The 24,386-nt window shown below is 47.0% G+C and carries 26 protein-coding genes and 2 pseudogenes; 20 read left to right on the forward strand and 8 right to left on the reverse strand.

Going from position 1 to position 24,386, the window contains the following annotated elements; translation table 11 throughout:
- Positions 1-117: 117 nt before the first annotated feature.
- Entirely contained in the window at positions 118-1,281 is a 1,164-nt protein-coding gene (locus NQS30_RS03545) for a MalY/PatB family protein (RefSeq protein ID WP_218791340.1), read from the reverse strand.
- A gap of 86 nt (positions 1,282-1,367) precedes the next feature.
- Between NQS30_RS03545 and NQS30_RS03550 the strand changes: the two genes are divergently transcribed.
- Positions 1,368-1,628 (forward strand): DUF1871 family protein, encoded by a 261-nt coding sequence (locus NQS30_RS03550; protein ID WP_003152094.1) that lies wholly within the window; start codon positions 1,368-1,370, stop codon positions 1,626-1,628.
- Between the two features lie 24 nt (positions 1,629-1,652).
- Here the strand turns inward: NQS30_RS03550 and NQS30_RS03555 are convergent, their stop codons facing one another.
- Positions 1,653-2,474 carry an alpha/beta fold hydrolase gene (locus tag NQS30_RS03555; RefSeq protein WP_007408654.1) on the reverse strand — a complete coding sequence of 274 codons (822 nt, stop codon included), beginning with the start codon at positions 2,472-2,474 and terminating at the stop codon, positions 1,653-1,655.
- Between the two features lie 152 nt (positions 2,475-2,626).
- Between NQS30_RS03555 and NQS30_RS03560 the strand changes: the two genes are divergently transcribed.
- The 3 genes from NQS30_RS03560 (at position 2,627) to yugI (ending at position 4,886) form a co-directional block, all read left to right on the forward strand.
- Positions 2,627-3,127 carry an Lrp/AsnC family transcriptional regulator gene (locus NQS30_RS03560; protein ID WP_003152098.1) on the forward strand — a complete coding sequence of 167 codons (501 nt, stop codon included), beginning with the start codon at positions 2,627-2,629 and terminating at the stop codon, positions 3,125-3,127.
- Positions 3,128-4,297, forward strand: coding sequence for an aminotransferase (locus tag NQS30_RS03565; protein WP_029973792.1), 1,170 nt, complete (start codon positions 3,128-3,130; stop codon positions 4,295-4,297).
- A 196-nt stretch (positions 4,298-4,493) separates the two neighbouring features.
- Positions 4,494-4,886, forward strand: coding sequence for a S1 domain-containing post-transcriptional regulator GSP13 (yugI, locus tag NQS30_RS03570; RefSeq protein ID WP_007408653.1), 393 nt, complete (start codon positions 4,494-4,496; stop codon positions 4,884-4,886).
- Between the two features lie 47 nt (positions 4,887-4,933).
- Here the strand turns inward: yugI and NQS30_RS03575 are convergent, their stop codons facing one another.
- Positions 4,934-5,170 (reverse strand): DUF378 domain-containing protein, encoded by a 237-nt coding sequence (locus NQS30_RS03575; RefSeq protein ID WP_003152104.1) that lies wholly within the window; start codon positions 5,168-5,170, stop codon positions 4,934-4,936.
- A 230-nt stretch (positions 5,171-5,400) separates the two neighbouring features.
- Between NQS30_RS03575 and NQS30_RS03580 the strand changes: the two genes are divergently transcribed.
- Positions 5,401-6,564 (forward strand): iron-containing alcohol dehydrogenase, encoded by a 1,164-nt coding sequence (locus NQS30_RS03580; RefSeq protein WP_025285178.1) that lies wholly within the window; start codon positions 5,401-5,403, stop codon positions 6,562-6,564.
- Positions 6,565-6,650: 86 nt separating this feature from the next.
- Positions 6,651-7,823 carry an iron-containing alcohol dehydrogenase gene (locus NQS30_RS03585; protein ID WP_007408651.1) on the forward strand — a complete coding sequence of 391 codons (1,173 nt, stop codon included), beginning with the start codon at positions 6,651-6,653 and terminating at the stop codon, positions 7,821-7,823.
- 280 nt (positions 7,824-8,103) lie between these two features.
- Here the strand turns inward: NQS30_RS03585 and ycaC are convergent, their stop codons facing one another.
- Both ycaC and NQS30_RS03595 read right to left on the reverse strand, forming a co-directional pair.
- Positions 8,104-8,748, reverse strand: coding sequence for an isochorismate family cysteine hydrolase YcaC (gene ycaC, locus NQS30_RS03590; protein ID WP_012118295.1), 645 nt, complete (start codon positions 8,746-8,748; stop codon positions 8,104-8,106).
- 124 nt (positions 8,749-8,872) lie between these two features.
- A complete protein-coding gene (locus NQS30_RS03595) occupies positions 8,873-9,439 on the reverse strand; it encodes an NADPH-dependent FMN reductase (RefSeq protein ID WP_022537146.1) in 567 nt (188 codons plus the stop codon).
- A gap of 396 nt (positions 9,440-9,835) precedes the next feature.
- On the opposite strand from NQS30_RS03595, the gene NQS30_RS03600 reads away from it, so the two are divergent.
- From NQS30_RS03600 to NQS30_RS03610, 3 genes are all read left to right on the forward strand, one after another.
- A complete protein-coding gene (locus tag NQS30_RS03600; protein WP_007408647.1) occupies positions 9,836-11,188 on the forward strand; it encodes a glucose-6-phosphate isomerase in 1,353 nt (450 codons plus the stop codon).
- Between the two features lie 65 nt (positions 11,189-11,253).
- Positions 11,254-11,607, forward strand: coding sequence for a transporter (locus NQS30_RS03605; protein WP_232603435.1), 354 nt, complete (start codon positions 11,254-11,256; stop codon positions 11,605-11,607).
- A gap of 22 nt (positions 11,608-11,629) precedes the next feature.
- Positions 11,630-12,034, forward strand: a complete 405-nt coding sequence (locus NQS30_RS03610) for a YugN-like family protein (RefSeq protein WP_059367936.1) — start codon at positions 11,630-11,632, stop codon at positions 12,032-12,034.
- Here NQS30_RS03610 and NQS30_RS03615 read toward each other — a convergent pair.
- Both NQS30_RS03615 and NQS30_RS03620 read right to left on the reverse strand, forming a co-directional pair.
- Positions 12,031-13,017: a potassium channel family protein gene (locus tag NQS30_RS03615; RefSeq protein WP_015240465.1), complete on the reverse strand. Its 987-nt coding sequence runs from the start codon at positions 13,015-13,017 to the stop codon at positions 12,031-12,033. The two genes, NQS30_RS03610 and NQS30_RS03615, sit on opposite strands and share 4 nt — an antisense overlap.
- A complete protein-coding gene (locus NQS30_RS03620) occupies positions 13,014-13,268 on the reverse strand; it encodes a hypothetical protein (RefSeq protein WP_015240464.1) in 255 nt (84 codons plus the stop codon). Before NQS30_RS03620 ends, NQS30_RS03615 begins: the two co-directional genes overlap by 4 nt.
- Positions 13,269-13,400: 132 nt before the next feature.
- Here NQS30_RS03620 and NQS30_RS03625 point away from each other — a divergent pair, with 132 nt between their 5' ends.
- From NQS30_RS03625 to NQS30_RS03655, 7 genes are all read left to right on the forward strand, one after another.
- A complete protein-coding gene (locus tag NQS30_RS03625) occupies positions 13,401-13,664 on the forward strand; it encodes a YuzI family membrane protein (protein ID WP_015240463.1) in 264 nt (87 codons plus the stop codon).
- 46 nt (positions 13,665-13,710) lie between these two features.
- Complete coding sequence (locus NQS30_RS03630; protein WP_003152125.1) at positions 13,711-14,388, forward strand: zinc metallopeptidase; 678 nt, start codon at positions 13,711-13,713, stop codon at positions 14,386-14,388.
- Positions 14,389-14,430: 42 nt separating this feature from the next.
- Positions 14,431-15,720 carry a hemolysin family protein gene (locus NQS30_RS03635; protein WP_218791339.1) on the forward strand — a complete coding sequence of 430 codons (1,290 nt, stop codon included), beginning with the start codon at positions 14,431-14,433 and terminating at the stop codon, positions 15,718-15,720.
- 89 nt (positions 15,721-15,809) lie between these two features.
- Positions 15,810-17,468, forward strand: coding sequence for a glycoside hydrolase family 13 protein (locus NQS30_RS03640; protein WP_218791338.1), 1,659 nt, complete (start codon positions 15,810-15,812; stop codon positions 17,466-17,468).
- A gap of 121 nt (positions 17,469-17,589) precedes the next feature.
- Complete coding sequence (locus tag NQS30_RS03645; protein WP_015418083.1) at positions 17,590-18,012, forward strand: secondary thiamine-phosphate synthase enzyme YjbQ; 423 nt, start codon at positions 17,590-17,592, stop codon at positions 18,010-18,012.
- A complete protein-coding gene (locus NQS30_RS03650) occupies positions 18,005-19,036 on the forward strand; it encodes a nitronate monooxygenase (RefSeq protein ID WP_218791337.1) in 1,032 nt (343 codons plus the stop codon). The genes NQS30_RS03645 and NQS30_RS03650 overlap by 8 nt, the downstream gene beginning before the upstream one ends.
- Positions 19,037-19,061: 25 nt before the next feature.
- On the forward strand, positions 19,062-19,313 hold the full coding sequence (locus tag NQS30_RS03655; RefSeq protein WP_007408636.1) for a hypothetical protein: 252 nt from the start codon (positions 19,062-19,064) through the stop codon (positions 19,311-19,313).
- A gap of 17 nt (positions 19,314-19,330) precedes the next feature.
- Here NQS30_RS03655 and NQS30_RS03660 read toward each other — a convergent pair whose 3' ends face one another.
- A complete protein-coding gene (locus tag NQS30_RS03660) occupies positions 19,331-20,068 on the reverse strand; it encodes a protein-glutamine gamma-glutamyltransferase (RefSeq protein ID WP_007408635.1) in 738 nt (245 codons plus the stop codon).
- Positions 20,069-20,209: 141 nt separating this feature from the next.
- Here NQS30_RS03660 and NQS30_RS21370 point away from each other — a divergent pair.
- The 4 genes and pseudogenes from NQS30_RS21370 to NQS30_RS21385 all read left to right on the forward strand — a co-directional run.
- Positions 20,210-21,250 (forward strand): annotated as a pseudogene (locus NQS30_RS21370) (cache domain-containing protein); the annotation flags it as partial.
- A gap of 117 nt (positions 21,251-21,367) precedes the next feature.
- A complete protein-coding gene (locus NQS30_RS21375) occupies positions 21,368-22,195 on the forward strand; it encodes a methyl-accepting chemotaxis protein (RefSeq protein WP_371265913.1) in 828 nt (275 codons plus the stop codon).
- Between the two features lie 277 nt (positions 22,196-22,472).
- A pseudogene (locus NQS30_RS21380) lies at positions 22,473-23,420 on the forward strand (HAMP domain-containing protein); the annotation flags it as partial.
- Positions 23,415-24,368 carry a methyl-accepting chemotaxis protein gene (locus NQS30_RS21385; protein WP_425341706.1) on the forward strand — a complete coding sequence of 318 codons (954 nt, stop codon included), beginning with the start codon at positions 23,415-23,417 and terminating at the stop codon, positions 24,366-24,368. The pseudogene NQS30_RS21380 and the gene NQS30_RS21385, both read left to right, overlap by 6 nt.
- The last annotated feature ends 18 nt before the right edge of the window (positions 24,369-24,386 follow it).

Raw genomic sequence — 24,386 nt, forward strand, 5'->3', positions numbered from 1 at the left:
CGAAATCCTTTCCTATGTAAATATGAATCTATTATAACATCTTTACCGGAAAAAAAAGTATATATTTCTCTAAAGCGAACGCCCTTATCTCATCTGATAAAGGCGTTCTTTCCGCTGCTAAGCGAGCGCTGCTTTCATTCTCTTAAGCCCTTCTTTTACGGCGGCGGCTGAACAGCCGACATTAAGTCTCATAAATCCTTCGCCGCCCGGTCCGTATTTTGTTCCCGGCTCTAATATGATTTTCCCTTTTTTGAGCATTCTTTCTTTGAGCTCGGCATCCGAAAATCCGTATTCGCTGAAATCCATCCAGATCAAATAGGAAGCGTCAGGCTTCATCATGCGGACTTTCGGCAATTCTTTTCTTAAAAAGTCCTCAGCCAATTTCATATTCCCTTCAATGTAAGGAATCAGCGCGTCAAGCCAAGGGCCTCCCTTTGTATAGGCCGCTTCGATTGCTGCAACCGCAAATGTGTTGAGGCTGGAAATTCCGTTCTGATGCAATACGGCGGAGAATTTCGCCCGCTTATACCGATCGGGAATGATAATGGCGGATGCCTGAATGCCGGCAATATTAAACGTCTTGCTCGGCGCGACACAAGTAACGGAAATCCGCGCAAACTCCTCAGACAGAGAAGCGAAAGGCGTATGCGGCTTTCCGTACAGCATTAAGTCGGAATGTATCTCGTCAGAAACGACGGTGACGTTATGGGCGGCGCACAGCGATCCGAGCTTCATAAGCTCATCCCGGCTCCATGCTCTGCCGGACGGATTGTGGGGATTACAAAGAATCATCAGCTTGACCTCAGAATCGTTCAGCTTTTTCTCAAGATCCTCAAAATCCATACAGTAGACGCCGTTTTCTTCCCGTAACGGGTTATGTAAAACCTGCCGTTTGTTTTCCTTGATCATCTGATAAAAAGGCGTATACACCGGTGATTGAATCAACACCGGATCGCCCGGTTCGGTAAAGGCTTGTACGGCCATGCTGATTGCCGTGACAACACCGGGACTGAACGCGATGCTTGCGGGATCGGGCCGGTAGCCGTGCCGCGTCTCAAGCCATGAAGCGACGGCTTCTCTTGTGTTTTCGTCAGGAGACGTGTAACCGAATATGCCGTGGTCAAGGCGGGCTTTTAAGGCGTCAGTGACCGCTTCGGGAGCGCGGAAATCCATATCGGCAACCCACATCGGAAGCGCATCCGATACGCCGAATAACGCTTCCGCCTTGTCCCATTTCACCGATTGTGTGCCAAGACGGTTTTCTCGAAGATCAAAGTTCATGTATGTCACTCCTGTAGTATCATTATTTTGCACAGCGTATCTATGATAAAATAGAATTGCAAACTTTATTATAAGCGGTGATGAAAATGGAAGAAAGCCAAGCGGTCATGGAAATGATGAAAATCATTGCCAAGTGGGACCCGTTTAAATATGGAGAAGATTTTTATGAGACAGAAGCCGTCGACATCGTTCAGGCCGTCTACAGTGAAGACCGTGCCGACAAGCTGGCAGCAGCCATTCAGGATATCTTTGAAGCTTCATTTGAGCAAAAGCTTCCGATCGAAGGCTGCCAAAAGGCCGCCGAGCAGCTTCTGTTCATAAAAGAAAGCAGCTCCTGCACCCCTTAAAAACCGGCGGTTCCGCCGGTTTTTTTATTGAATAAATTCAAAAATCCGCTCCGAAACAAACTCCGGGCGCTCTTCGGGTACGAGGTGCCCCGTATCCTTGAGTGAATACAGAATGGAATCCGGCAGGTCGTCATGAAGCCGTTTTCCGACTGAGACCGGAACGACACGGTCTTCTTCTCCCCAGATTAAAAGAGCGGGGTTTTGCACTTTCTTCAAATCCTCGGGCTCTAAATCGCCCTCCCTATGTCTGATAAACCTTGTCATCGCTTTGAAAATCTGGCGGTCTGTAAATGGTTTTTCGTAACCGTCAATCATTTCCTGATCGATAAGCGTCCGGTCGTGAACGACATTTAACAGGTTGTTCAGCACGCCGTCTTTTGAAAGCCAATACTTAAGATACAGGTCAAAACAAGGGAGATGCGTCCCGAATATAATCGACGGGTGCGAGCGCTTTAAATACCCCGAGCTGCACAGCAGGACGATTTTAGAAAAAAGCTCGGGTCTGAGAAGAGACGCGGATAAGGAAATCTGGCCGCCCATTGAATGGCCGATGAGTGCGGCCCGGCTGATACCGAGCTTTTCCAGAAGTCCGATCAGAAGCTTGGCGAGGTTTGCGTAAGTATATACGAATGTCCGTGACTTTTCCGATTGCCCGAAAGGAGGCAGGTCAACGGCGATAATATCATAATGGTTTCTGAGCAGCGGGATCAGTTTTCTGAAGCTGAATGCCGAAGATAAAAAACCGTGTACGCAGACGAGTGTCTGTCTGCCGGGATTTTCATAATGCTCGTAATACAGCTCAACTCCGTCTATCGCGGCCCGTTTAATCGGTGAAACAGCTTCCATGAGAGCCTTCGCCGTCCTTTCTTTGTTGTAATGTAAAGGCTTTTTTGATTGTCAGATTTTAGCTCTGGTTTCTTTCGGGTTTTTCTTAGCATTTGTCGAAAATCGTGATATAATGTCATGAAGATTTTTGATAATGCAAAGGTGTGAAACGTATGAAGCTGACCGAAAAAGAAACAGAAATATTAGAAATTTTAGACGAAAACAGCCGCGTTGATGCGGAAACGATTGCGAAAATGGCAAACATTCCCGCTGAAGAAGTCAAAAGCATCATTGAAAAGCTTGAAAAGGAAAAAGTCATCATTGATTATGCGGCGATGATCGACTGGCGCAAAGTCGACGGTTTGGAAGGCGTCACGGCGATGATTGACGTAAAAGTCACTCCGAAACGAAATGTCGGCTTTGATGAAGTCGCTGAGCGGATATACAGATTCCAGGAAGTTGAATCAGTGTACCTGATGTCAGGGGTGTATGACTTATCTGTCGTTATTCGCGGCAACACGATGTCAGACGTGGCAAGCTTCGTGTCTGAAAAATTGTCCACCCTTGAGTCTGTCGTTTCCACGACAACGCACTTCATCCTGAAAAAATATAAGCATGACGGCAAAGTCTTTGAAAGCGGAGACGATGACAAAAGAATCGTGGTGTCTCCGTAAATGGAAACGAAGACTTCTTATTTATCTGACTACGTGCAGCAGATTAAACCGTCAGGCATCCGCAAGTTCTTTGATCTGGCCGCTACGATGGAAGGCGTCATTTCACTGGGAGTGGGAGAGCCTGACTTTGTGACGGCCTGGAACGTGAGGGAAGCGAGTATTCTTTCTTTAGAACAGGGTTATACGGCTTATACCGCAAATGCGGGTCTTTATGAACTGAGAGAAGAAATCAGCCGCTATTTAGATCAGCGGTTCGGCCTGAGTTATTCGCCTGACAGTGAACTGATCGTTACTGTAGGGGCAAGCCAGGCGCTTGATCTCGCTGTCCGCGCCATTATGAATCCTGGAGAGGAAATGTTAATTCCCGAACCGTGTTTTGTCGCATATGAATCACTCGTGACCTTGACGGGGGCGAAGCCGGTGCCGATTCAGACTGTCGCTGCAAAAGGTTTCAAAGCATCCCCAGCCGATTTTGAAGCGGCCCTGACGGACAAAACAAAAGCGCTGCTTCTATGCTCGCCGTCAAATCCGACAGGTTCCGTCTATTCGAAAGAAGAGCTTGAATCCATCGCTGCTTTCGCTGAAAAACACGACTTGATCGTGCTTGCCGATGAAATTTATGCCGAGCTGACGTATGATGAGCCATTCACGAGCATGGGGGCCATCCGCGGCATGAAGGAACGCACGGTTCTCATTTCCGGCTTCTCCAAAGCATTTGCCATGACGGGATGGAGACTCGGATTTACGGCGGCGCCTCCCGTGATCAGGGATGCCATGCTCAAAATTCATCAGCACGCGATGATGTGCGCGCCTTCCATGGCTCAGTACGCGGCGCTTGAAGGGCTGAAAAACGGCCAGGAAGACGTCGAAAGAATGAAGAAAAGCTATCGGAGACGCCGAAACCTGATTGTGGAGACATTGAACGAAATCGGACTCGGCTGCCACCACCCCGGCGGAGCATTTTACGCCTTTCCTTCCATTCAGTCGACCGGCATGAGTTCAGAAGAATTCGCGGAACAGCTGCTCATTGAAGAAAAAGTAGCCGTCGTTCCGGGGAATGTATTCGGCCCGAGCGGCGAAGGCTACATCAGATGTTCCTATGCGACATCCATTGAGCAGATTCAGGAAGCGCTCGTCAGAATTAAACGGTTTGTTGAAAAAAGGGCATAAAAAAAGATACGAACCCGGTTCGCATCCAAATAAAAGGGGGGAATACTAGAAAGCCTTCGTAATCATAGTATACCCCCCTTTATCTGTGCCTAAACATGATCATGTAAAAAAGTTCTCTTTGCGAAAAACAAACTTGTATGATATAATTTTAAATTGCGTATAATCTGTATTTAATTTAACTTAGGAGTTGTTATGAATGGCAGCAAAATTTGAAGTGGGCAGTGTTTACACTGGTAAAGTAACAGGATTACAAGCGTATGGTGCGTTTGTTGCATTAGATGAAGAAACTCAAGGACTTGTTCACATTTCTGAAGTCACTCACGGTTTCGTAAAAGACATTAACGAACACCTTTCTATCGGTGACGAAGTACAAGTAAAAGTACTTGCGGTTGACGAAGAAAAAGGCAAAATCAGCCTTTCTATCCGTGCGACTCAAGCTGCGCCTGAAAGAAAAGAAAGCAAACCAAGAAAACCGAAAGCGGCTCAAGCTTCTGAAGAAACATCTGCTCCGCAAGGTTTCAACACATTGAAAGATAAGCTTGAAGAGTGGATCGAACAGTCCAACCGCAAAGACCTTATCAAAAAATAATCATTAAAAAAAGCACCGGATATGTATGTTCGGTGCTTTTTTTATGTTTATCTGACTTCCGGATTTGCCGCTTCCTCGCGGGATGTTTCTTCGTTCGGCTTAAACAGCAGGCCGAGATTGATCAGACCGGCGATGCCGACAAGGCCGTAAATAATCCGCGACAGAGCTGATCCTTGGCCGCCGAAGATGGCTGCTACTAAATCAAATTGGAAAAACCCGATCAGTCCCCAGTTAATAGCGCCGATAATCGTTAATACGAGACAGATACGCTGAATAACACTCATGTAAACAACCTCCTCTATGAATTCGTGAAACAGTTATAGATTGTGACAAAGCAAAGAATCTATGCATACTACATTCTCCGCCGTGTAAATCACACACTGTCTCAGGCTGTACAAGTGCCTTTCCCGGGAAGCCGCTGTCTGTAAACCATGTGATGCGCCGTCAAAAAAGCGGATTGCTTTACATTGAACGTCATCTTTCTGCATAATATAAATCCAAAGGAGGAGATGTCATGCAAAACTTTACATATTGGAATCCGACCAAATTGATTTTCGGAAAGGGAGAGGTTGAAAAACTTCCTGAAGAAATCAAACCGTACGGAAAAAACGTGCTGCTCGTATACGGAGGAGGCAGCATTAAGCGCAGCGGTCTTTATGATCAAGTAACCGAACTGCTGAAAAAAGCGGAAGTTACCGTACATGAATTGGCAGGCGTAGAGCCGAATCCGCGTGTCTCAACGGTGAACAAAGGTGTTGCGCTCTGTAAAGAAAACAGCATCGATTTCTTATTGGCCGTTGGCGGCGGAAGTGTCATTGACTGCACGAAAGCCATCGCGGCGGGCGCTAAATATGACGGCGACGCGTGGGATATCGTCACGAAAAAACACCAGCCGAAAGAAGCGCTGCCTTTCGGAACAGTGCTGACACTTGCGGCAACCGGTTCAGAGATGAACTCCGGATCAGTCATCACAAACTGGGAGACACAAGAGAAATACGGATGGGGGAGCCCGCTCGTTTACCCTAAATTCTCTATTCTCGATCCGGTAAACACATTTACCGTTCCGAAAGACCACACCATTTACGGCATGGTCGATATGATGAGCCATGTGTTTGAACAATATTTCCACCACACGCCAAACACGCCGTATCAGGACCGGATGTGTGAATCGCTTCTGCGCACGGTGATTGAAACAGCGCCGAAACTGATCAATGATCTGGAGAACTACGAGCTTCGTGAGACGATTTTATATACAGGCACGATCGCATTAAACGGAATGCTGTCAATGGGCGCAAGAGGGGATTGGGCCACACACAACATCGAGCATGCGGTATCAGCGGTTTACGATATACCGCACGCCGGAGGTTTAGCGATTCTGTTCCCGAACTGGATGAGACATGTGCTCAAAGAAAATCCGGCCCGCTTTAAACAGCTTGCCGTCCGTGTCTTCGATATTGACGAGACAGGCAAATCAGATGAAGAGATCGCACTTGAAGGAATCAGCAGGCTGTCTGATTTCTGGACGAGCCTCGGCGCTCCGAACAGACTCGCTGATTATGATATTTCTGATGAGAAGCTGGATACGATTGCAGATAAAGCGATGGCAAACGGAGCATTCGGACAGTTCAAGTCGCTGCAGAAAGAAGACGTGCTTGCGATACTGAAAGCATCATTGTAATAACATAAAGGGGGCGGCCGGATTGGCAGCTCCTTTTTTTCTGTGTTATAGTAATTCCCTTACGATTTTTTTGGAGGTTATGATAAATGGAGAACTTTACGTACTACAATCCGACGAAACTGATTTTCGGAAAAGGTCAAATCGACCAATTGAAAAAAGAGCTGAAGCAATACGGGAAAAACGTGCTGCTTGTATACGGAGGCGGCAGCATTAAGCGAAACGGCCTGTATGACCAAGTAACAGGCATCTTAAAAGAAGAAGGCGCAACCGTTCATGAGCTTGCGGGCGTTGAACCGAACCCGCGTCTGGAAACGGTAAATAAAGGAATTGAGCTGTGCAGAAAGCATGAGATTGATTTCCTTCTCGCAGTCGGCGGCGGAAGTGTCATCGACTGTACAAAAGCGATTGCGGCCGGTGCGAAATATGACGGCGACGCATGGGACATTTACAGCAAAAAAGTAACGGCGCAGGACGCGCTCCCGTTCGGCACGGTGCTGACGCTTGCGGCGACAGGCTCTGAAATGAACCCTGATTCCGTTATCACAAATTGGGAAACAAACGAAAAATTCGTATGGGGCAGCAATGTCACTCATCCGCGTTTCTCCATTTTAGATCCTGAGAATACTTTCAGCGTTCCGGAAAACCAAACCGTATACGGCATGGTGGATATGATGAGCCACGTATTTGAACAATACTTCCACAATGTTGAAAACACGCCGCTTCAGGACAGAATGTGTTTTGCGGTCCTTCAGACGGTAATTGAAACAGCGCCGAAACTTTTGGAAGACCTTGAGAACTATAAGCACCGTGAAACGATTTTATACGCGGGTACGATCGCATTAAACGGCACGCTGCAAATGGGCTATTTCGGCGATTGGGCTTCCCATACGATGGAGCACGCCGTATCAGCGGTTTATGACATCCCTCACGCGGGAGGACTTGCAATTCTGTTCCCGAACTGGATGAGATACACGCTGGATACAAATGTAGACCGTTTTAAAAACCTGATGCTCAACATGTTTGACATTGATACTGAAGGCAAAACGGATAAAGAAATTGCGCTTGAAGGGATCGATAAATTGTCCGCGTTCTGGACAAGCCTCGGCGCACCGTCCCGCCTTGCGGATTATGACATCGGTGAAGACAAGCTTGAGCTGATCGCAGACATCGCCGCAAAAGAAATGGAATACGGCGGATTCGGCAATTTCCAAAAACTGAACAAAGATGACGTACTTGCCATCTTAAAGGCGTCACTGTAAGATACATTCCCGGCCGGGGTGAAGATGAAATAGATTTTCAAGCAGCAGATGTAACCGTTTTGGGAGTCCCTTCATTAGTGCATCAAGAGCAAGTGAAACACCCCTTGCCATGAGACAACTATGGAAATCTCACATGATGCGGATTTGACTCCCTGTTTCTGTAAATTTAGCAGAAAAGGATCAATTAACTTTGCGATTGCCGATCATCTATTTACACAAAATCTAAATCATAAAGAGCCGCGAATTTAAAAAAGGGGCGCTGATTCAATCAGCGCTCCTTTTATGCATTTTGTGTACTAAGGTCCCGCTGCGCCCCCAAATAGCTTCCCATTAAGTTTTGATAACCGGGAAGATGACTGGAGATTAATGCGCCAAAACCTTCAACGTCGTTGCGCCAATCACGCTGTAACTCGCATGCTACGCTGAACCAGTTCATAAGCTGCGCGCCGCCATGAGCCATACGCGTTAATGATGCATCTGCTACTTGCTTATTAAACGTCCCCGAAGCATCTGTCACAACAAACACTTCGTAGCCTGCTTTAATGGCAGAAAGCGCAGGAAAAGCAACGCAGACGTCTGTTACCACCCCCGCGATAATCAGCTGTTTTTTGCCAGTCGCTTCAATGGCTTTAACAAAATCTTCATTGTCCCATGCATTAATTTGTCCGGGACGGGCTATTTTCGGCGCATCAGGAAAGAGATCAACGAGTTCTTGCATGAGCGGTCCGTTGGGTCCGTTTTCAAAGCTGGTTGTTAAAATAACCGGTAAATCAAAGAATTTAGCCGTATCACCGAGAGCCAATACATTGTTCTTAAATTCATCAACGCCATAGTCACGCACGAGACCGGAAATAAGGCCGGTTTGATGGTCAACTAAAAGCACGGCAGCATCATCTTTTGAAAGACGGGAATAAAGATCAGACATTTTATCATCCTCCTTGAATTAAGGCAAGTAAGTTTGTGAATTGAAAACGGTAAATCTATTCATATGCTGTATAGATAGAAAGTTATTTCTGAGGTGACTTTTCGTGAGGGGGATGATCCTTCAATTAATTTGGAACGGGAACTGGAGCATGATCAATCCAATGGATGAACTGTTGTAAATAGCGTTGAAGATAACGTTTTGTTTGTTCATCCGTAAGTATGTTTTGAGCGGAATCAATTTTCTCATGGACTTGCGAAATCAGCATTTTTTGAAAGGGCAAAACATTGACTTGCATAGCTTCGAGTACTTCTCTCATTTGCGTTTGACCAAAGGCGGTACCGAACCCTCCGGGGGTTGCTCCGATTAAGCCAACCGGTTTTCTGTTTAAAACAGAAGAGGTCCGCGGTCTCGATGCCCAGTCCAATGCATTTTTTAATACCCCCGGAATTCCGGAATTGTACTCTGGACTTACAATGATGACGCCGTCAACGTCTTGTATATCAGCTCTAAAGGATGTTACGGAGTCTGGTGCTCCGGCAATTTCTAAATCTTCGTTAAAAAAAGGAAGACTGTCTATTTCAACCCAGCGAAATTGAGCCGCATTATCGAAGTCAATCAATGATTGAGCAATTGCTCGATTATACGAGTTTTTTCGTAAACTTCCACAAATAAGACCAATGGTTTTAGTCATAAAATCACCTCCCGGTTTAAAATTATTTTCATCTTAACATGATAATCCAAATATAGACACTATTTTTAAAATTGGACATTTATGCCTTGATATTCCTTCGTGCAGCCCCTCAAGAGGAGTACTATATAAAAAGAACCGGCCCATCGGGATTGGCGATGGATGTCATCCTGCTCCAAAGTAAAGGTGATACGTTCCTGGATCACCAACATTCAATTCGTTATCCCTCTCACGATTATTACAAATATAACCATATCGAATCCGGGATATCGTATAAAAAATAAATGCATTTTTAGCGCAAATCCCGTATTCATCATGCCTTCTTCATGACTTGATTTAGCGGGTGAGTTCATATAAAGTGAAAGAGAAAACAATTCACCGTGATGGAGGGACAAGCAAATGACGCATGTACGCTTTGATTACTCAAGAGCGTTACCTTTTTTCAATGAACATGAACTTACATACGCACGTGATTTCGTAAAAACGGCACACCATAATATCCATGAAAAAACAGGCGCCGGAAGCGACTTTTTAGGATGGGTGGACCTCCCTGAAAACTACGATAAAGAAGAATTCGCGCGCATTAAAAAAAGCGCTGAAAAAATCAAATCAGATTCAGACGTGCTTCTCGTCGTGGGTATCGGCGGTTCATACTTAGGCGCCCGCGCGGCGATTGAAGCGCTCAATCATTCTTTCTATAACGTTCTGCCGAAAGACAAGCGCAAAAACCCTCAAGTTATCTTTATCGGCAACAATATCAGCTCAACTTATATGAAAGATGTTATGGATCTTTTGGAAGACGCTGATTTCTCTATCAATGTCATTTCTAAATCAGGCACGACGACGGAACCTGCAATCGCTTTCCGGATTTTCCGCAAACTTCTTGAAGAAAAATACGGAAAAGAAGAAGCGAAAGCGCGGATTTACGCGACGACAGATAAAGAGCGCGGCGCTTTAAAAACGCTTTCTAATGAAGAAGGCTTCGAATCATTCGTTATTCCTGATGATGTCGGCGGACGTTTCTCCGTTCTGACTGCGGTAGGCCTTCTGCCGATTGCGGTAAGCGGGGCTGATATCGATGAAATGATGAAAGGCGCTCTTGATGCAAGCAAAGACTTTTCCAGCTCGGAATTAGAAGAGAACGCGGCTTACCAATACGCCGTCGTCCGCAACGTTCTGTATAATAAAGGCAGAACCATTGAAATGCTTATCAACTATGAGCCTGCGCTGCAATACTTTGCGGAATGGTGGAAGCAGCTCTTCGGCGAAAGTGAAGGAAAAGATGAAAAAGGCATCTATCCTTCTTCCGCTAACTTCTCAACAGACCTTCACTCTCTCGGTCAATACGTGCAGGAAGGCAGACGCGATCTGTTTGAAACTGTATTAAACGTTGAAAAACCGAAACATGAGCTGACAATTGAAGAAGCGGAAAATGATCTCGACGGCTTAAATTACTTAGCCGGCAAAACGGTCGATTTCGTCAACAAAAAAGCGTTCGAAGGCACGATGCTTGCCCATACAGACGGAAAAGTGCCGAACTTAATTGTCAATATTCCAGAGCTTAATGCATATACATTTGGATATCTCGTCTATTTCTTTGAAAAAGCGGTGGCGATGAGCGGTTATCTGCTCGGAGTCAACCCGTTTGATCAGCCGGGTGTTGAAGCCTATAAGGTGAATATGTTCGCGCTTCTCGGCAAACCGGGCTTTGAAGAGAAAAAAGCAGAGCTTGAAAAACGCCTTGAAAAATAAAAAGAAGGGCTGGCCCTCAGCATGACGGGTCAGCCTTTTTTAAACCGTGAAAGGTGTGATGATGAATGATACGACTCTTATGTAAGCATGCCGTCATTTCCGTCTGTTCCGCCGCTATTGTCTATTCGGCACTAAAACTGTCTCCTGAATCCCTCTTACAAACCATCCTGTTTTTCGCTTTCCCTCTCGGCTTGTTTACGGACATGGTCCGGCTGAAACTGAAGATTGGCCGGATGCAGTCGCTGATCACGAAGTGCTGTCTCTATGCCGCCGTTTTCTATATTTCAACGGAATCCGTTCTCTCCGCAATTGTGACGTATGTTCTGATTGAATGCGCCGTTACCTCTTTCCGGCGTCTGTCTGTCGCTCCCGATTCTTCCCGGGCGCCGTATGAAGATGCCGCAGAGCGGGGACGCTAAAGACAAAAAGGAGCATATGCACATGATCAGCATTCCATCTTCACTTGAAGGGCAATCGTTTTTACTCCGCGAACTGGAACAGGTGCTGAAACCGATCGGTTATACCATCGGAGGCGGCTGGGAGTATGACCGCGGGTTCTTTGATTACAAAATTTCCGATCAGGACGGCTATTTATTTCTCCGCATCCCTGTTGAAGCAAATAAGGGACACCTGGATGAACGGGGGGCCTCCGTTACAATCGGCACACCCTTTTTGCTGAGGCACGTCTATCAGGAGGAAACGGATGATCACGCAGGCGGCGGTGTTTTTGAGTCATTATTCAACCAATTCTCCGAGCCGAAACGGCGGGATGCGGCAATTGACCGCTCATATACAGATATCGGCATCTCGCTTGTGAAAGAGCTGGAAGACGTCCTGCTGCATTAAAGAGCCAAAAACAGATCAGTATCGAGCACCTGGTATGACAGGGGAGGGGTCAGCATCGGCCCCTCTTCTTTTTGTATGCCGATGATCGTGGTATTCCGTTTGAGATAATAGAGCGCACAGTCATGATAAGATGAGCCCTTTAATTCCTCGGGGACGGGAATGATGCGCACCTTTTTCTCCAGCGTCAGATCTGACAGCGTTTGCGGTTTGGCAAGCTGCAGCTTGACCCGGTAATGCTCAAACATCACCCGGCTCGACAGGCGTGATGTGCACAGAATCTTATTGGCTCCTGCGCGCTCGGCGTTTTTGACATACCGTTCCGTTAAAATTTCCACGATACAATAAACGGACGGATGCAGCCCTTTGATGGCGAGAAGCGTTAATACCGACAGCATATCAGCTTCGGATTCATTTTTCTGCTGGTCTGCTGTCAAAATGACGGTATCGGCTTCCGTAATATTCGCCTTATTGAGCGTACTGTCATCAGCGGCATGTCCGCGGATGAAATGGACGTTTTCAATAAGCGGCCCTTCCCTTAATGAATCATCAATCAGGACGACAGTTTTTGACGGCGCGATGTGCTGCAGTTCTTTCAGCAGCATATGCGACTTCTCATTCCATCCGATAAGAATGACGTGCCCCTTGCCTTTAAAGGCGACCTTCCCTTCGACATAGCGGTGCTGTTTGCTGAACACGGCTGAAGAAAGCGTGGCGAAATAGGCGGTCACAAAACTCGCTCCGCTTAATACAAGCACCATGCCGGCAATCTGCCCGAGCGGTGTCTGGGGAACGTAATCGCCGTAGCCGACTGTGGCCACCGTAATAACCGCCCACCAAACCCCTTCAAACACAGACGTGAATTGCTTCGGCTCAAGCATGTAAATGAGTTGGCCGAACAATAAAATCAAAGCGATAATGATCAGTCCGATCCGAACATATAACGGCCATCTCAGCCAGGAAATAAAAATACGGTTTGATTTCATTCGTCCGCCTCTTCTTTCGTCAGAGAGATGGATAAAATCTGCTTAATAATGGTGTTTAGTTTTTCGTCCAGCTGTTCCTGGCCGTATGAGTTACGCGCATGTCTGATTAAATCGGCCGTCTCATCTTCAAACTGTATGAGAGGTTCGTCGTTTTCCGCCTCATTATAGAGCTGGATAAAGGCGTCAAGCCCCTCGTTCATTCTGTCTATCGCATTGCTCAGCTGTTCTTTCTCGCCATTTGTCACTTTCATGTCGATCACACCTGTATCTTTTTTTATACAGTATGTCCCAGTTCGTTTGATGTCTTTCAAAAATCGCCGAAAACATATTCACCCTCATTTTTTCATATGATAAAGAAAGCGGACCGAAAAAGGGTGAGTCAAATGACAGTCTTTCAAAAACTGCTGGCGGCGCTGGCCGGAGCGCAGCTGCTCGCTTCGGCGGCCGTATTGCTTATTTTCGATTTGAATGGATACAATCATATGTCCGGCGGATTTTCATGGCTTGTTTTTGCAAAAGAGACCGCAGGCACGTTTCCGTTTTACATCGGATTGGCCGGGTGTATCCTCATCATGCTCGGAGGTTTGATTCCTGTCAGAAAAAAGAAGCGGATTTCTGTACAGGAAAGCGGACAATCATTAAAATAATATATAAGCAAATCGTACGATATAAGAGAAAAAGGAAGAGGATAATATGCTGTTTATCTTTTTAACAATTGCTGCATTGGGATTGTCGTTTTGGGCACAATTTAAAGTGAAAAGCAATTTTCAGAAATACTCAGACGTAGAAGCTTCCAGTCAGCGGACGGGGGCGGAAACGGCAAGACGGATTCTTGATATTAACGGTTTATATGATGTGCCGGTAGAACCGGTAAGAGGCACTTTAACAGACCATTACGACCCGACGGAGCGGGTGGTGCGTTTATCTGAGCCGGTATATTACGGCCGCTCCATTTCCGCCATTTCCGTCGCTTCCCATGAAGTCGGACATGCTTTGCAGCATCAGGAATCATACGGCGCGCTTGTGCTGAGGCACAAAATTTTTCCGGTCGTCAATTTTGCCTCCGGGGTTGCCCCTCTGCTTTTCTTGGGCGGGATGCTCCTGGGCAGCTTGAACTTAATCGGACTCGGCATTATTTTGTTTTCGGCCGCTGTTTTTTTCCAGCTTGTCACACTGCCTGTCGAGTTTAATGCCAGCGCGAGGGCGAAGCGGATTATCGTGTCGGAAGGATTCATTCGCAACAGTGAAGAACACGGCGTGAATAAAGTGCTGAACGCCGCCGCGCTGACGTATGTGGCTGCGGCGCTCGTTTCATTATTCGAGCTGCTTCGTTTTGTGATGATTTTCTTAAATGGTCGTGATGAGAATTAACACGAAGGAGGTGGCCCCTTACCGTTTGCGGTAGGGGTTTTTTTGCTTATATTAAAACTGATTCTCATTATGCTGTTAATCGGATTAACGGCCATCTTTGTCGCTGCGGAATTTGCGATTGTCAAAATCCGCGGTTCAAAAATCGCGGAGCTGGTTGAAACCGGAGACAGCCGGGCGCTCGCGGCGCACAGGGTGATTTCAAATCTCGATGAATATTTATCAGCGTGCCAGCTCGGCATTACGATTACGGCGCTCGGACTCGGCTGGCTCGGTGAACCGACGATTCAGCGGCTTCTTCATCCTGTTTTCAGCCTGATCGGAATGCCGTCATCCATTACGCACGTCTTCACGTTTATTGCGGCGTTTATCGCCGTCACGTATCTGCACGTTGTTATCGGAGAGCTTGCGCCGAAAACGATATCCATTCAAAAAGCCGAAGCCGTCAGTCTGTGGACGGCGAAACCGCTCATTCTGTTTTATAAAGTGATGTATCCGTTTATTAAGCTGTTAAACGGTTCAGCCGGATTTTTGGTCAAGCTGTTCGGATTTCATTCGGTGAAAGAACATGAGGTCGTGGTCAGTGAAGAAGAATTGCGGCTGATTTTGTCTGAAAGCTATAAAAAAGGTCAAATCAATCAATCTGAATTCCGTTACGTCAATAAAATATTTGAATTCGATAACCGGGTCGCCAGAGAAATCATGGTGCCGCGCACCGAAATCGCCGCCATCTCGCTTGAACAGCCAGTTGATGAAGCCATACATTTGATCATCAACGAACGGTATACGCGATATCCGGTTATTAAGGAAGACAAAGATCACATTCTCGGCATTATTAACAATAAGGATTTATTTAAGGCGTATTTTCTCGGCCGCTCCATTGAATTAAAAGAAATTATGCGTCCGGTCATCAGAGTCATTGAAAGCATCCCCGTTCAGGAGCTTTTGATCCGCATGCAGAAGGAGCGGATTCATATGGCGATTCTCGTTGACGAATACGGCGGCACGGCGGGACTTGTGACCGTCGAAGACATATTGGAGGAAATCGTCGGGGAAATCCGTGATGAATATGACCAGGATGAAATGCCCCACATCGTCAAAAAAGGCGAACACCATTATGTGATGGACGGCAAGGCGCTCATAGAAGAGGTGAATGATCTCCTTGATATCGCCATCGAAAATGAAGACATTGACACGATTGCCGGCTGGCTCTTAACACAAAAAATGGAGCTGAAAAATGGTGATGTGTTTCATGCCGAAGGGTGTGAATTTAAGGTGCTGGAAGCGGAAGACCATCATATCCGCTTCGTTGAAATTAAAAAAACTGATTTCTGAGCCTCCTGCTTTTGCAATGAGGCTTTTTTTATGGAAAAAATGCTTCTTCGTCCCGCTCCTTCATATGATGTAAAGAAAGGAGTGTCGGTATGAAAACGGATTGGTGGAAAACGGCGGCCGTCTATCAAATTTATCCCCGAAGCTTTATGGATTCAAACGGGGACGGAATCGGCGACATGAACGGCATCAGAGCAAAGCTTCATTACATAAAAGAGTTGGGGGCGGATGTGATCTGGCTTTGTCCCGTTTTTGACTCGCCGGGCGCGGACAACGGCTACGATATTCGGAATTATAAACAAATTGCCGGCGAATTCGGGACGATGGAGGATTTTGACCGGCTCCTTGCGGATGTCCATGCGCTCGGCATGAAGCTGATTATAGACCTCGTCATCAACCATACAAGCGATGAGCACCCTTGGTTTATCGAATCACGCTCAGCGAAAGATTCCGAAAAACGGGACTGGTACATCTGGAGAGACGGAAAAAACGGCAAAGAGCCGAACAATTGGGAAAGCATTTTCGGCGGATCAGCGTGGGAATATGATCAAGAGACCGGCCAGTATTACCTGCACCTGTTTGACAAAAAACAGCCTGATTTAAATTGGGAAAACGAAGCGATGAGGCAGTCCGTTTATGAGATGGTCCGCTGGTGGCTTGATAAAGGCATAGACGGCTTCAGGGTGGATGCCATTTCTCACATTAAGAAAAAAGAAGGGCTCCCTGACATGCCGAATCCGGACGGTCTCCCATACGTTCCGTCTTTCCCGTATCATATGAATGGGGAAGGCATAATGGATCTCTTAAGAGAGCTGAAACGGGAAACATTTTCGCGCTATCCGATCATGACGGTCGGCGAGGCGAACGGAGTGGCGGCTTGGGAGGCGGCTGATTGGGCCGGTGAAGAACACGGCGTCTTTCAAATGATTTTTCAATTTGAACATCTCGGCCTCTGGGATACGGAAGATGATCAAAGCATCTCCATTCCGGCGCTTAAACGCGTCTTGTCCGGCTGGCAGAACAGTCTTGAAGGAAAGGGCTGGAACGCGTTATTTATGGAGAACCACGATCAGCCCCGTTCCGTCTCGGTATGGGGTGACGAACGGTTTTTGACAGAAAGCGCCAAGGCACTCGCCGCGATGTATATGCTGATGAAAGGCACGCCGTTTATTTACCAGGGGCAGGAGCTCGGAATGACCAATGTTTCGTTCCCATCCATTGAAGATTATGATGATGCCGCAATGAAATATTTGTATGAGAAAGAGAGGTCCCGCGGCGTTCCGCATGAAAAAGTGATGAAGATCATCTGGAAGAAGGGCCGGGATAATTCACGGACACCGATGCAATGGAGCGGTGAGGCGAACGGCGGGTTTTCTGATGCTTCTCCGTGGCTCGGAGTGAATCCGAACCACACATGGCTGAATGCTGCATCACAAATGCAGGATGAAACATCCGTATACCATTTCTACAGACGGCTGCTCGCCCTCAGAAAAGAACACAGCGTATTGATCAGCGGCACATATGAATTGCTGCTTCCGAATGACCGGCAGATTTATGCCTATCTAAGAAAAAACGGAACAAAAACCGTCCTGATCATCACAAATCTGTCTAAAACCCCCGCTTTATACAAGCATCCCGGTTATCCGCTTGACTCCGATACGCTCGTGCTCGCAGGCATGGAAACACCACCGCATCGGCATGTGACATCCTTTCTTTTAAAGCCTTATGAGGCCCGCGTATATATATGGTGAAAAACTTCAATCCCGAGGCTGAAGTTTTTTGTGATCTGCGTTTATCATCGCGATCCGACAGGAAAAGACAAATACAGAAACGAATATGGGAAAGGAAGAGAAAAAGAAAGGAGGCATCTATATGCTGAAAAAATTGCAGATTCAAACAAACAGACGGGATGAAATGATCGACATCACACATGAAGCTGAAGCGTTTCTCCGCAAAACAGGCGTGAAAAACGGTTTGGCGCTCATATACTGTCCCCATACAACCGCCGGCATTACCATAAATGAAAATGCCGATCCGGATGTGAAGAGGGATATGCTCAGAAGGTTTGATGAAATGTATCCGTGGGAGCACGAACTGGACCGGCATATGGAGGGAAATACGGCGGCACATATGAAAGCGAGTACAACAGGCGCCTCCCAGCATGTCATCATAGAAGACGGCCGCCTGATACTCGGAACATGGCAGGGCGTTTATTTTTGCGAATTTGACGGTCCGCGAAACAGAACATGTTATATCAAAATACAGGCTGAATCGGAGGAAAACACAAATGAGTGAGTGGATGAGTGCATTATCATTAACAAAGCCCGTCATTCAGGCGCCGATGGCCGGCGGGCTGGTCACGCCGCGTCTGGCTTCGGCGGTATCGAATGAAGGGGCGCTCGGAAGCCTCGCTTCAGGATACGTCAGCCCGCAAGCGCTTGAAAAACAGCTTATCGAGATGAAAGAGCTGACGGACCGCTCCTTTCAAGTAAATCTTTTCGTCCCGGAAGAAAGGCAGATGCCTGAGGCGGAACTTGTTGAAAAATGGAAAGCCCGCATTCCGAGGGCAAAAGACGCCAAGCCGTTCTCTGATCTGAAAGAAGAATGGAATGATTTCGAGGAAAAAGCGGAGCTTCTGATCCGTTACGGAGTCAAAGCGTGTTCATTCACCTTCGGCCTGCCCCCGGAAGAAACGGAGGAAAAGCTGAAGAAAAGCGGTTGTTTCCTTTTCGGCACGGCGACAACGCCGGAGGAAGCGAAGGCTTTTGAAGAACGGGGGATGGACGCCGTTATCCTTCAGGGAATAGAAGCCGGCGGACATCGCGGGTCGTTTCTGCCGGTTAAAGGAGAACCGGCTCTCGGCCTTATGGCGCTGATTCCGCAGGCTAAAGACGCGCTGAATATCCCGGTGATTGCGGCAGGCGGCATTTTTGACCGCCGCGGGGTGCAGGCGGCCCGGTGTTTGGGTGCGGACGGCGTTCAAGTAGGAACACCGTTTCTCCTTTGTGAAGAAAGCAGCGCCTCACCGGCATATCAAAAAGCCATTGCCGAATCAAAAGGAGCCGACACGCGGCTGACCACCCTGTTTTCGGGAAAACAGGCGCGGGGAATCGTGAATCAGTTCATGAAAACATATGAAGCTGACGAGGGAAAAACGCTGCCTTATCCGCTGCATAATACGCTGACAAAGCCGATGCGCGGGCACGCGGCTCAATCAGGAGACGCGGAGTATATGTCTTTATGGGCCGGCCAGTCCGCCGCGAAACTTGAAGGGCCGACAGACGTGAAAACCGTTTTGGACAGATTGTGCGAATCATAATTCAGAAATCGTGAGGTGATGGATGATGAAGATTCTTCAAATGTCCTACAAAAAAAGAGGGACTATTGAGTTTGTCTTTGAAGATTTTCCGCATTCCAAAGTCACCATGGCGCCGATTAAAGGGTATTACTTTGTCCGCGCCATTAAATGGAGCCGACGGGACAGAGCCGTCACCCGCCATGATTTAGAGAAGTTTGAATGGGCTGCAAATCAAGCGCTCGGCACGACGGCTTTTTACCGGAAAAGAAAAGCATTCCGCATCCCATCGTCACAATGACAGACGATGGGATTGTTTTAATGCATGATCTGGTAAAGCGCGGGTGCATCAAGCCTTGTTGCCTGGTTAAGCAGATAAGCCGGCTGCACGGCATTTTTTTTTCTTAAAGAATTCAATCTCTGGATGATTTGTTCAGCGGTCAGAATCCCGAGACCGTGGGCGAAATATTGATCATTCCCCATCACAATGACATTCTCTCCCCGCCACTGAGCCTTTGCAGGATTAAAATCAGGGTTTTTAAAATATAAACAATCTCCCCGTAAAAAGTGGCTGCCGGTTTCCGTGTAGATCGGCAGATGCTCATAGTGCCAGTCATACAAAGTGATATCCCGGAAACGCCGGTTAAACCGTTCTTCACCGATTGTCTTTAAGACGGCCAGATAATAAATCACAACAATGGCGGTAGCGCATTCAAATGCGTAAAACGCTCCGTTTTCAATAATGTCCCGAATCGCTTTTGAAGCGGGGATTCTGTACTTCAGCTCCAAGGCTCCTTCCGGCGTCACTCTCCAATAAGCCGTATTTCCGTATGTTTTGGCGAAAGTTGCAAATTTCACCCCTGATCCGTGCAGTTCTCTTGCGGCTTCCACAATATGGCGGCGCAGCCGCACCTCGAACATCAGTTCAGCAATCGACCCGTAATCGAATTGTACGGGAGAATTGAGCAGTTCATTTATATACGGAACAAGGCTTTCTTCCGTCTGCCAGTTCGCGATGTCCTGAGGCCGAAGCACTTGGCCGGATATGATAATCATCTGCGCGCCCCCTATCTTTTTTTATAAGATATGCAGGAAGCTTGGGCAATGAAAATCAAGACATAAAAAAGGAGGAAATGTTAACAAAATGTGAAGACTGAGCCGATATATAAGGTATCACACTTGAGGGAGCAGCTTAATATGAAAAAATTCATCAATTGGTGCACAAAGGCATCGATTTCACGTAAATTAATCATTTCATTTATCGTGATCTTAATCATACCGATTCTCGTGTTAGAATTCAGTTCATACCATACGGCGAGCAATTCGCTGGATGATCAGATTTCAGGCAACGCGAAAAATAACATCGAATCTTTTAACACAACCATTACAAATGATATCGGCGCAAAAGCAAAGGCGATTGAATTTTTCAGTGAAACGTTAAAAGGGTCATCCTTCTCAAAGAAAAACATGTCTGCTCTTGAAGAAAAGTTCGGGCAATACACGTCTATTCATAAGGACGTAGCCCGCGTTTACGGAGGAACCGAAGACGGCAGCTACGCACAGGCGCCTAAGGAGAATACTCCGGCCGATTACGATCCGAGAACACGCACTTGGTATAAAGACGCTGTGAAGGCCGGCGGCACGCTCGTTGTCACCGACCCTTACACCGCGGCAAGCGACGGCAGCATGGTCGTTACCGTGGCAAAGCAGATGCAGGACGGAACAGGCGTAGTGGCCATGGATATTACAATTGACCAGCTGCTGAAGCAGATGCAGGGAATCAAAATCGGGCAAAAAGGATTCGTGTTTATCACATCCAAAAATAAAACCTATGTCGCGCATAAAGACCACAAACCGGGCGACAAAGTTTCAACCCCGTGGCTGAATGAGGTATACAGCAAAGACAGCGGCATTATTTCATACAAGCTCGATGATCAAAATAAAAAAATGGCGTTTACGACAAATAAACTGACCGGATGGAAAATAGAGGGGAGCATGGAGCTCAACGAAATTAAAGACGCCTCACAACCGGTGCTGACGATGGGAATGATCGTCCTTGCAGCATCCATTATCATCGGGGGAATTTTAATTCTGTTGATTGTCAGATCCATTACGTCACCGCTGAAACGGCTTGTCCGCTCTTCTAAACAAATCAGCGGCGGAGACTTGACCGAGACCATTGATATCCGCTCGAAAGATGAATTGGGCGAACTCGGCGCGAGCTTTAATGAAATGGGAGAATCTCTGCGCGGACTGATCAGCGCGATCCAAAACTCTGTCGACAACGTGGCCGCGTCATCGGAAGAGCTGACCGCTTCAGCTTCGCAGACAAGCAAAGCGACGGAACATATTACAATGGCCATTGAGCAGTTTTCAAACGGAAACGAAGAGCAAAGCGAAAAAGTCGATTCAAGCTCAGCCAAGCTGAATCATATAAATGACGGACTCACCGCCGTTTCCCGCACATCATCATCCATTACGGAAGCATCTAAACAATCGAAGGAAGCTGCCGGCACCGGGGAAGAATATGTGCAGCAAACCGTCGGGCAGATGAATCTCATCAATCAATCGGTCCAGCAGGCGGAAGCGGTTGTAAAAGGCCTTGAGGCCAAATCAAAAGACATCACTCATATTTTAAGAGTCATCAACGGTATTGCCGATCAGACAAACCTGCTTGCTTTAAATGCAGCCATTGAAGCGGCAAGAGCCGGTGAATACGGGCGGGGCTTCTCAGTAGTAGCCGAAGAAGTGCGCAAGCTTGCCGTCCAATCCGCCGGTTCTGCCAAAGAGATTGAAAAACTCATTCAGGAAATCACGGCTGAGATTAATACATCACTTCACATGTTCACATCCGTTAATGAAGAAGTTCAATCAGGACTTGCCGTGACGGACCGCACGAAAGAAAGCTTCCAGAATATCTTCGGCATGACAAACGATATCGCCGAGAAGCTTCAATCGATGAACGGCACGGTTGAACAGCTGTCAGACAGCTCCCAGCACGTTTCAGCCGCAGTGACCGATATTGCGGACGTATCTAGGGAAAGCGCAGCAAGCATTCAGGATATTGCCGCATCCGCAGAAGAACAGCTTGCATCAATGGAAGAAATCAGCACATCCGCCGATACTTTGGCGCAAATGGCCGAAGAACTGCGGGAATTAACGAAACAATTTAAAATCAACTAGTAAAAAAGGACGCTTTCCGGATGGAAGGCGTCCTTTTTTATAGTGACAGTCGGATAATTGAATAAAAAGTCTTGCATACAAAGGGAGTACATAGAACTATTTTTCATTTATGACTTAATTTTCAATGTAATAAAAAGGGAGTCGGCCGATATAAACAGTAAATGATTGAAAGAGGTTTACAAAATTGAAAAAAACAGCAAAAAAAATCGCCAGAAAATCAATAGCCAAAAAACTGATCATTTCATTTTTACTGATCTTAATCATTCCGGTAGCAGTATTGGCTGCCGGCGCCTACCGTTCGGCGGCTTCATCCGTTGAAAAGCAAATGATGGAAAGCGCCGAAGGAAATGTGCAAATCTTAAACAATATGATTGATGACCGGATCGGAATGTTTACAAAAAGCTCAGCATATTTCAGCGAATGGGCGACAAGCGCTAAATTTAAAGAAAAAAACCTAACGGAAATGCAAGAAAGGTTCAAACAGTTTATTGAAAGCAATGATAAAGCATCCGCCGTATTTTCAAGCAGCAAGGAAGGAACGTTTACCCGTTATCCGCATGCCGATATGCCGGCCGATTTCAATCCGCTTGAAAGAAGCTGGTATCAGGAAGCTATGGAGAATAAAGGCCAAACCATCATCACAGACCCTTATGAGTCCATCTCAAACAAAAAGATGGTCGTCACCATGGCCCGCGCGGCGCAAGACGGATCAGGCGTCGTCGCCATTGATATAAAAATCGACGATCTCATCACGATGACAAAAGAAGTGAACATCGGAAAAGAAGGATACGCCTTTATCCTCAGCAAAAATAAAAAAGCCGTTGCCTACAGTGATGAAAAAGCCGGCGCGGCGGTATCGGGAAAATGGGTTGATACATTATTCAGCGGGCAAAAAGGCGACTTTGAATATACGCTGAACGGGAAAGCGAAAAAAATGGCGTACGTGACCAATGAAGCGACGGGCTGGAAGATCAGCGGAACCATGTCCGTGGAAGAAATCAAGGATGCGGCAAGACCGGTTCTGACTCTGGCCGTTATCATATTGGCGATAGCCATTGCCGCAGGGATGATTTTCATTTATTTTGTCATCCGCTCAATTACCAAACCGTTAAAACGTCTCGTAGCATCAGCGGAAAAAATAAGCAGCGGAGATCTGACGGAAACCATTGATGTCAGCTCTAAAGATGAGCTGGGCGTGCTCGGTAAAAGTTTTAATCATATGACAGATTCACTCCGTTCGCTTATTCAGGGAATTCAGGACTCTGTTGAACATGTCGCTTCTTCCTCAGAGGAGCTGACGGCTTCGGCTGAGCAGACGAGCAAAGCAACGGAACATATCACCCTTGCGATTGAACAGTTTTCTAATGGAACGGAAGACCAAAGTGAGAGTATTGATAAAGCGACAGCCCAAGTGAATGAGATGAAAGACGGGCTCAGTGATCTGGCGGAAGCGGCAGCCGTGGTGACGGAAACGTCAATTGAATCGGCGGAGATATCCGGCGCCGGTGAGCGGCTTGTCAAGAAAACAGCCGGCCAGATGGGCGCCATTGACCAATCCGTAAGTAAAGCGGAGCAAGTCGTACAAGGGCTTGAACTCAAATCGCAGGACATCACCAGCATTTTGCGCGTCATTAACGGCATTGCCGATCAAACGAATCTCCTTGCTTTAAATGCAGCCATTGAAGCGGCAAGAGCGGGAGAATACGGACGCGGTTTTTCAGTCGTTGCCGAAGAAGTGAGAAAGCTTGCCGTCCAATCCGCCGATTCAGCGAAAGAAATCGAATCCTTAATTCATGAAATCGTCAAAGAAATTCATACTTCGCTCGGAATGCTGGAATCCGTCAATCACGAGGTGAAAAGCGGACTTCAGTTAACGGACGAAACGGAAAAAAGCTTCCGGGACATTTCCGTTAAAACAAATCAGATTGCCGGTGAACTGCAAAATATGAATGCAACCGTGGAACAGCTTTCTGCCGGGTCTCAGGAAGTATCAAACGCTTCAGAGGATATCGCGGCCGTCTCCAGACAAAGCGCGGCCGGCATTCAGGACATCGCGGCTTCAGCTGAAGAGCAGCTTGCGTCCATGGAGGAAATCAGTTCCTCCGCCGTCACGCTGGAAAAAATGGCGGAAGAATTACGCGAACTGACAAAGCGTTTTAAGATAAACTCTTAATTAAGTCTAAAAGACTAA

The organism is Bacillus sp. B1(2022), from assembly GCF_040259625.1.
In the GTDB taxonomy this organism is placed as follows: domain Bacteria; phylum Bacillota; class Bacilli; order Bacillales; family Bacillaceae; genus Bacillus; species Bacillus velezensis.